Annotated in this window: 6 protein-coding genes and 1 pseudogene; 3 read left to right on the top strand and 4 right to left on the bottom strand. The window is 75.6% G+C overall.

Annotation, left to right across the window (positions count from 1 at the left end):
• From ACYC1Z_RS12875 to mtrA, 4 genes and pseudogenes are all read right to left on the bottom strand, one after another.
• Positions 1-576: pseudogene (locus ACYC1Z_RS12875) on the bottom strand (hypothetical protein); the annotation flags it as partial.
• Positions 577-669: 93 nt separating this feature from the next.
• Positions 670-2,355 (bottom strand): LpqB family beta-propeller domain-containing protein, encoded by a 1,686-nt coding sequence (locus ACYC1Z_RS12870; RefSeq protein WP_461409923.1) that lies wholly within the window; start codon positions 2,353-2,355, stop codon positions 670-672.
• Positions 2,355-4,103, bottom strand: coding sequence for an MtrAB system histidine kinase MtrB (mtrB, locus tag ACYC1Z_RS12865; protein ID WP_461409922.1), 1,749 nt, complete (start codon positions 4,101-4,103; stop codon positions 2,355-2,357). The genes ACYC1Z_RS12870 and mtrB overlap by 1 nt, the downstream gene beginning before the upstream one ends.
• A 5-nt stretch (positions 4,104-4,108) precedes the next feature.
• Complete coding sequence (gene mtrA, locus ACYC1Z_RS12860) at positions 4,109-4,792, bottom strand: MtrAB system response regulator MtrA (protein ID WP_461409921.1); 684 nt, start codon at positions 4,790-4,792, stop codon at positions 4,109-4,111.
• Between the two features lie 168 nt (positions 4,793-4,960).
• Between mtrA and ACYC1Z_RS12855 the strand changes: the two genes are divergently transcribed.
• The 3 genes from ACYC1Z_RS12855 to ACYC1Z_RS12845 form a co-directional block, all read left to right on the top strand.
• Entirely contained in the window at positions 4,961-6,280 is a 1,320-nt protein-coding gene (locus ACYC1Z_RS12855) for a glycerophosphoryl diester phosphodiesterase membrane domain-containing protein (protein WP_461409920.1), read from the top strand.
• 1 nt (position 6,281) lies between these two features.
• On the top strand, positions 6,282-6,929 hold the full coding sequence (locus ACYC1Z_RS12850) for a DUF4129 domain-containing protein (protein ID WP_461409919.1): 648 nt from the start codon (positions 6,282-6,284) through the stop codon (positions 6,927-6,929).
• Positions 6,926-8,125: DUF4350 domain-containing protein (locus tag ACYC1Z_RS12845; RefSeq protein WP_461409918.1), on the top strand; the 1,200-nt coding region annotated here is incomplete at its 3' end. The genes ACYC1Z_RS12850 and ACYC1Z_RS12845, both read left to right, overlap by 4 nt.

The raw sequence follows: 8,125 nt of genomic DNA, 5'->3' as shown, positions 1-8,125 counted from the left end.
GCCCCCCCCCACCCGCCCCCCCCCCCGGGGCCCCCACCCCGACGGTGCCGGGACGACGACGAGGCATGTCGGCACCGCCGCCGGGCCACCCCCGGGGCCGGCCGGCGCGGCACCCTCGGGGCCGGCCGGCGCGGCATCCCCGGGGCCGGCCGGCGCGGCACCCTCGGGGCCGGCCGCACCCGAGACAACCCCAGCCGGGGCCGCGCCGCCGTAGCGGACCGCGATCAGGGCGTGGAGGTGGGGTACCCAGGCACGGCCGGCGGCCGCTGCGGCGACGTGGACGGGGGCGGCGACGTCGGTGCGTCGGTGGTTCTTCCACGCGAGCACGAGGGTGCGCAGCGACCCGGCGTAGGGCCCGATCGACCAGGTCGGCAGCGTCGACGCCCCGTCCCGGTCGAGCATCGGGATCGCGGCGTCGCACCGAGCCGGTGGTGCGGCGAGCAACGCACGGCACCGCGCGCACAGCGGGACGTCCCACCTGCCGCAGCCGGCACAGCTCACCGGCAGCACCAGTTCCAGCGCCGCGCCGAGCGCCGCACCGGCGCGGGCGACCGCCGACTGCTCTCGCGTGGGCATGCCACCAGGGTGCCGGGACGACCGAGGTCGCCGCGCACCCGCCGGCGCCACCTGTGGACGAGGTGGCGACATGACGACCGCACCGGGCAGCGGTCAGCCGGGGAGGGTCGGGTAGGTGACGCCGTCGAGCACCGGACGCCACGAGGCACCGTTGCGCTCGTAGACACGGTTGTCCTCGGTGCCCACCAGGATGGAACGGTCGCCGCGCCCGGCGGTCATCGTGACCGCACCGGCGACGGCGGGCAACCGGGTCGAGGGCCCGCCGAGGGAGAGCAGGTGCACCGCCAGGTCCGGGTTCCCCTCGGACGTGCCGAGCACCGCCACGGTCTGCTCGTCCACCCACGCCAGCTCGGTGGCGCTGGTCATCCGCTCCCCGATGCGCACCGGGTCGCCCAGCGTGCGCGGGGTCCCGTCCAGGCCGCGCACCACCGTGGTCAGGTCGATGGCGAGCACGCCCGCGGACTCCCATACCACGACCGCGCGGGCCCCCTCGCGCGAGATCCGGAGCGTGTGTATCTTGCCGCCCGCCAGCCAGGGCGCCCCCACCTCCACGCGCGTGCCGTCCGGGCGCACGGCCGTCAGGTGGCCGTCGCTGGGGGTGGGGCTGGTCCAGATCCAGCCCTCCTGGTCGATCGACGGCGGGACGAGTCCCGGTCCCTGCGCGAGGAGGAACGGCTGCACCTCCGCCGTCGGGGCACTCACCAGGCGGTCCGTGCCCTGGAGGAACACCAACGTGGGGTTGACGCCCTCGTAGCCGAGCGCGGGGTGGTGCGGGTCCACCCCGGTCATCAGGGCGGCCCCGGGGCGCGGCACCGGCACCCCCGCCACGACGTCGGCCGGCACGCCGTCCGCGATGACGACGGCGTTCGCGGCACCGAAGGGGTAGGTGGGGAGCTCCGGCACCGGCACGGTGAGTTCGACCGGTGCCCCGGCGGCGGTGAGCGCGACGTCCTGGACGCCCGAGACCCCGCGCAGCGTGCGCTCGATCTGGGCGAAGAGCAGGGCGCGTCGGTCCTCGTCCGCGACGAGCGCGTCGGCCGAGAGATCCACCGCGGCGACGCCGTCGGTCACCGCGACGGACTCCACGCTCATGCGGGTACCGGGCGGGATCATGCTCACGGCCCCGGCGGCCAGCCACGGCGAGGGCCCCGTGAGGAGGTTCCGCACGAGCGAGGTGGCCAGGTTCTGGCGGGGGAACCACCGCACGTCGGGTACGAAATACCCCTTGTCGGGGGTGAGGAAGTACAGCGGTGTCTGGGTGTAGACGGAGAGGAAGTTCGCGGCGGGCAGGAAGACACCGTCGTCGAGGTCGATGATGCGCCACTCGCCGCCGACGCGGGCCAGCGTGAAGTCGGCCTCGATGGTGCTCCCCGGGGCGGACTCGTCGTACCGGCCGGCCGAGTCGACCGACGCGTCCGTGTCGACGCTGAGCTGGACCGCACCGGTGGCGGTGCGGGAGTACTCCGGCACCTCGTCGAAGACGCGGACCTGCGCCAGCGGCTGCCACGTCTGCACGGCCGCCCCGGCCAGGAACTCCCGCGCGACGAGGAACTCGTCGGAGTAGCCCGCCGCGGACGCCGCGAGGAAGCCTTCGACGATCGCCTCCGGCTCCGCCCCGGCCTCGGGCCCGCGGGCGTAGAGCCCGATGCCCTGCGCCGCGGGCAGCTCCGGCTTGGAAGCGGTGACCGGCCCGGTGCGGGGCAGGCTCGCGCAGCCCGCCAGGGCGACGGCGGCGGCCAGCGCCGTGACGAGCGCGCGGCGGCGGCGGTCGGGGCCCATCACTGCTCCAGCACGGACTCGGGCCGGCCGAGGCCCGCCCCGGACGCGGGTGTCTTGACGGCGGGGGGCGCCTCGTCGTCCGGCACCAGGGGGACGGGGTGGTCGGTGACGACGGCCCCGGCGTGGCGCGGCAGGGTGAGCAGGAAGGCGGCCCCCCCGCCCGCCAGGCCCGCCGCCTCCAGGGCTCCGCCGTGCAGCCGGGTGTCCTCCATCGAGATCGACAGGCCCAGACCGGTGCCGCCCGTGGTGCGGGCGCGAGCCGGGTCGGCCCGCCAGAAGCGGTCGAAGACGTGCGCGGCCGCCTCCTCGCTCATCCCCACACCGTGGTCGAGGACCCGCACGCCCACCGCGGCGTCGTCGGCCCCGATGGTGATCTCGATGGGACGGCCCTCGCCGTGCTCGACGGCGTTCGCGAGCAGGTTGCGCAGCACCCGCTCGATGCGGCGCGCGTCGACGTCGGCGGTGCAGGGTTCGGCGGGCGCGTGGACCCGGATCTCGGAACCCTTCCGTTCGGCGAGGATGGCGCCGCCCTCGACGACGCGGGCGACGAGCTCGCGCAGGTCCCGCTGCTCGATGTCGAGGACGGCCGCCCCGGCGTCGAACCGGGAGATCTCCAGCAGGTCGGCGAGCATCGACTCGAACCGGTCGAGCTGGGCGTGCAGGAGCTCGGCGGAGCGCCGCACCGGCGGGTCGAAGGAGTCCCTGGCGTCGTGGATGAGTTCGCCGGCGATGCGGATCGTCGTCAGCGGGGTGCGGAGCTCGTGGGAGACGTCGGCGACGAAGCGCTGCTGCAGCCGGGAGAGCTCGGCGAGGCGTTCGATCTGGCTCTGCAGGGAGGCGGCCATCTCGTTGAAGGACTCCCCCAGGAGCGCGAGCTCGTCGTGGCCGCGTACGTCCATGCGCTCGTCCAGCATCCCGCCGGCGATCCGCTCCGCGGTGAACGCGGCGTCCTGCACCGGCCGCAGCACCCAGCGGGTGATCAGCCAGGTGAGGCCGCCGAGCAGCAGCACCAACGTGGTGGCGCCGACGGCGAGGATCCGCAGGACCAGGGAGATCGTGCCCTCCTCGGGGGCCAACGAGTAGAACTGGTACAGCTCGTACGGGCCGGCCGCGGGCAGCGTCACGGGCGAGCCGACGACGATCCCCGGTGCGTCGCCGTCCGAGGTCTCCAGGGCGATAGCCTGCCAGTGCTGCCCGCCCTCGGCGGCGACGGCTTCCCGCATCTGGGCGGTGACCAGGTCCCGCAACGCCGTGTTGGTGGCCGGGTCGTTGATGGTGACCGCGGAGACGGAGGTCGGCGAGCGCATGAGCACGGTGCCGACGACGCCGGAGGTGGCGCTCTGCAGCGTCCAGTCGTTCGCGACGCTCTGGACGTCCTGGCTGGTGGTCGCGGTGGTCGCCTCGAACGTGACCTGTGCGTCCTGCGCGCGCAGGGCGGCGTCCTGCAGCATCTGGGCCACGCGCTCGTCGTAGAGGCCGCCGCGGATCTGGGCGGCGAGCACGCCGCCCAGCAGGGCGAGAAGGGCGAGGCCCCCGATGACGGTCGCGGCCACCACCCGGGCGGAGAGGGATTCGCGCCAGCTGCGGGCGAACCGCAAGAGCCGCAGCCGCAACCGCCGTCGCAGGCTGCGCTGCGGCCGTGGCCGGTACGGGACCAGGCCGGCGGGCACCTCCTGCGCCGTGGGGTACGGGGCGGCGTCCTGCTGCGGCCCGGTCACCCCCGGGCCGTCCGGTGCCGCCGGGGCCACCGGGATCACTCCTTCGGTGCCCCGGCCCGGTACCCGACGCCGCGCACGGTGACGACGACCTCGGGGTGCTCGGGATCGCGCTCGACCTTCGCCCGCAGCCGCTGGACGTGGACGTTGACCAGGCGGGTGTCGGCGGCGTGGCGGTAGCCCCACACCTGCTCGAGGAGGACCTCGCGGCTGAACACCTGCCACGGCTTGCGGGCCAGGGCCACGATGAGGTCGAACTCCAGCGGCGTCAGGGGGATGAGTTCCGAGCCCCGCCGGACCTCGTGGCCGGCGACGTCGATGGTCAGGTCGTCGATGCGCAGGCGCTCGGGCTCGGGCTGGTCCTGCCGGCGCAGCCGAGCCCGCACGCGGGCGATGAGCTCCTTGGGCTTGAACGGCTTGGCGATGTAGTCGTCCGCGCCCGCCTCGAGGCCGGCGACGACGTCGAGGGTGTCCGACTTGGCCGTGAGCATGACGATCGGGACGTCGGACTCGGCGCGGATGATCCGGCAGATCTGGATGCCGTCCAGGCCCGGGAGCATAAGGTCGAGCAGCACCAGGTCCGGCGCCTCGGCGCGGAACATGTCCGGTGCCTCGGCGCCGTCGGCGCAGAAGATCGCCTCGAAACCCTCGGCATCGAGCACGATGCCGATCATCTCGGCAAGGGCGGCGTCGTCGTCGACAAGGAGGATGCGGGCAGTCATGTGCCCATGTTCCCACTTCGGACGGCCGCGCACGTTCGCGCGCTCCCCCGCGCGCCGCGCGCCGCGGGACCGGCCGGGCCGCGCGGGTCCACCATGCGCCCTCAGGTGCGTGGGAGCATGGCGCCAGCGCGCCGCGTCCGCGGCGGACGGACAGAGGAGGCGCACCGGATGTCCCAGGAGGATCCGTCGCAGAACGTCCCGGGTGCTCCCGGGCAGCAGGGACAGCCCACCCCGGACCCCCGTTACGGGCAGTACGGCCAGCCTGCGCAGCCCACGCCCCAGCCCGGCGAGGAGGCCTCGCAGGACGGCCCGGCGGCCCCGCAGCCCGGCCCGCCGGACCCCCAGTACGGGCAGTACGGGCAGTACGGGCAGTACGGGCAGCCCGCGCCTCAGTACGGGCAGTACGGGCAGCCGGACCCCCGGTACGGGCAGTACGGGCAGCCCGCGCCTCAGTACGGGCAGCCGGACCCCCGGTACGGGCAGCCCGCGCCCCAGTACGGGCAGTACGGCGCCCCGGCGACGCCGGGTCCGGCGCCGTTCGGCTTCGCCGGGCCGCGGCAGCCGGGGATCGTCCCGCTGCGCCCGCTGAACGTCGGGGAGATCCTCGACGGCGCGTTCCGGGCCATCCGTGCCAACCCGAAGGTCATGTTCGGTTTCTCGCTCGTGGTCATGGGCGTCATCGGGGTGCTTGAGGCGGTGGTGCTGGGTGCGTTCATGGACCAGACGCTGCTGGTGCTCGAGGACCCGACGGTCAGCCTGGCTGAGCTCGGCGCGCTCAGCCTCGGCAGCACCGTGGCCGGCTTCGCCACGAGCCTGGCCACCTTCCTCGCGTCGGTGGTCCTGACCGGCATCCTCATCGTCTCCGTGAGCCAGTCCGTCCTCGGCCGGACGCTCCCCGTCGGGGAGGTCTGGGGCCAGGTGAAGGGCCGCGTCTGGCGCCTCATCGGCCTCACGCTCCTGCTCGGGCTGCTCGCTGCGGCCGCGGTGGTGGTCGTGGTGCTCGTCGTGCTCGCCGTCGTCGGTGCCACGGCGCTCGGCAACGACGGCGGGTCCGTCGCGGTCGCCGTCGTCGTCTCGATCCTGGCGATCCTCGGCGGCGCGGCGCTGATGGTGTTCTTCGCCGTCCGGCTGGGCGTCGCCGCGCCCGCGCTGGTGCTGGAGCGCACGGGCGTCCTCGCCGCCGTCCGTCGCTCCTGGTCGCTCACGGCCGGGAGCTTCTGGCGCATCTTCGGTGTCCTGGCGCTGGCGTGGATCATCGTCACGGTGCTCACCTGGGCGCTGATGGTCCCGGTCACCTTCGTCTCCTTCCTCGGCACCGGCGTCGCGACGTCGCCCGCGTACCTGCTGGGCTCCACGGTGCTCTCGGTGCTGATCTCGGCGCTGACGACACCGTTCCTCGCGGCCGTCGAGGCGCTGGTGTACATCGACGTGCGCATCCGCCGAGAAGGCCTCGACGTCGAGCTGGCCCGGGCCGCGGAGGCCGGCTGAGATGCTCGCCCCGGACGCCGACGAGGCCCGGCGGTGGGCGGAGGAGGAGCTCGGCAAGGCGATCTACGACGACTCCCCGACGCTGGCCGAGCGGATCATCGACTGGTTCGGGCACCTCCTCGAGCGGCTCGGTGAGCTCGGCGGCTCGGCACCGCCCGCGCTGGTCCCGGTGCTGGTCGTGCTGCTCGTCGCCGTCGTCGTCGCGGTCGCCCTCCTGCTCGGCGGGCGGGTGCGCCGCCGGCGGGTCCGGGCCGCGGCGGCGTCGGCGGCGCTGTTCGTCGACACCAGCTCCGCCGCCGAGCTGACCGCCCGGGCGGACGCCGCCGCGCGCCGGCGGGACTATGCGACGGCGGTGGTGGAGCGCTTCCGCGCGATCATCCGTGACCTGGACGAGCGCGCGGTGCTCGAGGACCGGCCCGGCCTGACGGCGCACGAGGCAGTCCTCGCGGCGGGTGCCGCGCTCCCGGACGCGGCGGTCGGCCTCGCCCGCGGCGGGCGCCTGTTCGACGACGCCCGCTACGGCCACGCCGTCCCGGACCAGTCGGCGGACGCCGAGCTGCGCGCCCTCGCCGAGCACGTCGCTCGCCTGCGCGCGGTACACGGCCCGCTCGCGGCGTCCGCCCCGGCCGGCTGGGGCGAGGTCCGATGACGAGGACGCCGGCCACGCCGGTGGCCACGCCCGCGACCTCGACCGCGGCACCGACCTCGACCGCGGCACCGACCTCGCCCGCGGCACCGACCGGGACCTCGCCGGGAACGGCCACCCCCCGACCGGGCCGGTGGCGGCGCCGGCGGCTGGGCGCACTCGTCGTCGCGGTCTTCCTCGTGCTCGCCGTCCTCACCTACGCGGCCACCGCCCGTACCTCCGCGCGGCCGCTGGCCCCGGACAACCCCGGCCCGGAGGGCGCCCGCGCCGCCGCCGAGATCCTCACCGAGCACGGCGTCACCGTCCACGAGGCGACCACCCTGGCCGCGGTCGGCACGCTCGCCGGGCCGGGAGCCACCGTGCTCGTGACGGACGTGGCGCTGCTGGGACCGGACCGGCGGGCCGAGCTGCTGGCCATCGGGGCGGACCTGGTGGTCGTCGGCGCGACCTACTCCGACCTGACGGGCCTGGGCACCGGCGTGAGCGTCGCCGGGGCGGGCTCCGCCGAGCCGCTGCCCGCCCGGTGCGAGGATCCGGACGCCACCGCCGCCGGTGAGATCTCCTTCTCCCGGGGCTCCGTCGTCGCGGGCGACGGCGTCGAGCTGTGCTTCCCGGTCGGCGACGGTGCCGGCGGGTATGCCGTCTGGGAGCACGCGGGCGTCACCGTGCGCTACCTCGCCGACGCCCGCGTGATGTCGAACGAGTTCCTCGCCGAGTCGGGCAACGCCGCCCTCACGCTGCGCATGCTCGGCCACCACGACACGCTCGTGTGGTACCTGCCGTCGCCCACCGACCTCGGCGCCGCCACCGACCCCGTGCCACCCCTCCCCCCCGCCGCGGGCCCGGTGCTGGCGGTGCTCGTGGGTGCCGTGGTCCTGCTGGGCCTGGCCCAGGGGCGGGCGCTGGGACCGGTGGTCACCGAGGTGATGCCCGTCGTCGTCCGCTCGGCCGAGACGGCCCGCGGGCGTGGGCGGCTCTACCGCCGCTCGCGCGCGTACGGCCACGCCGCGGCCGCGCTGCGCGCCGGCACCGCCCGTCGCGTGGCCCATCAGGTGGGGCTGCCCCGGTCCGCGGGACCGGGGCAGCTGGTCGACGCCGTCGCCGCCGCCACCGGCCGCCCCCCCGCCCACGTGCACGACCTGCTGTACGGCCCCGACCCCACCGACGACGGCGGCCTGCTCGCCGTGTCCATCGCCCTC

This window comes from Georgenia sp., assembly GCF_054605595.1.
This window is presented reverse-complemented; position numbering and strand designations above follow the sequence as displayed.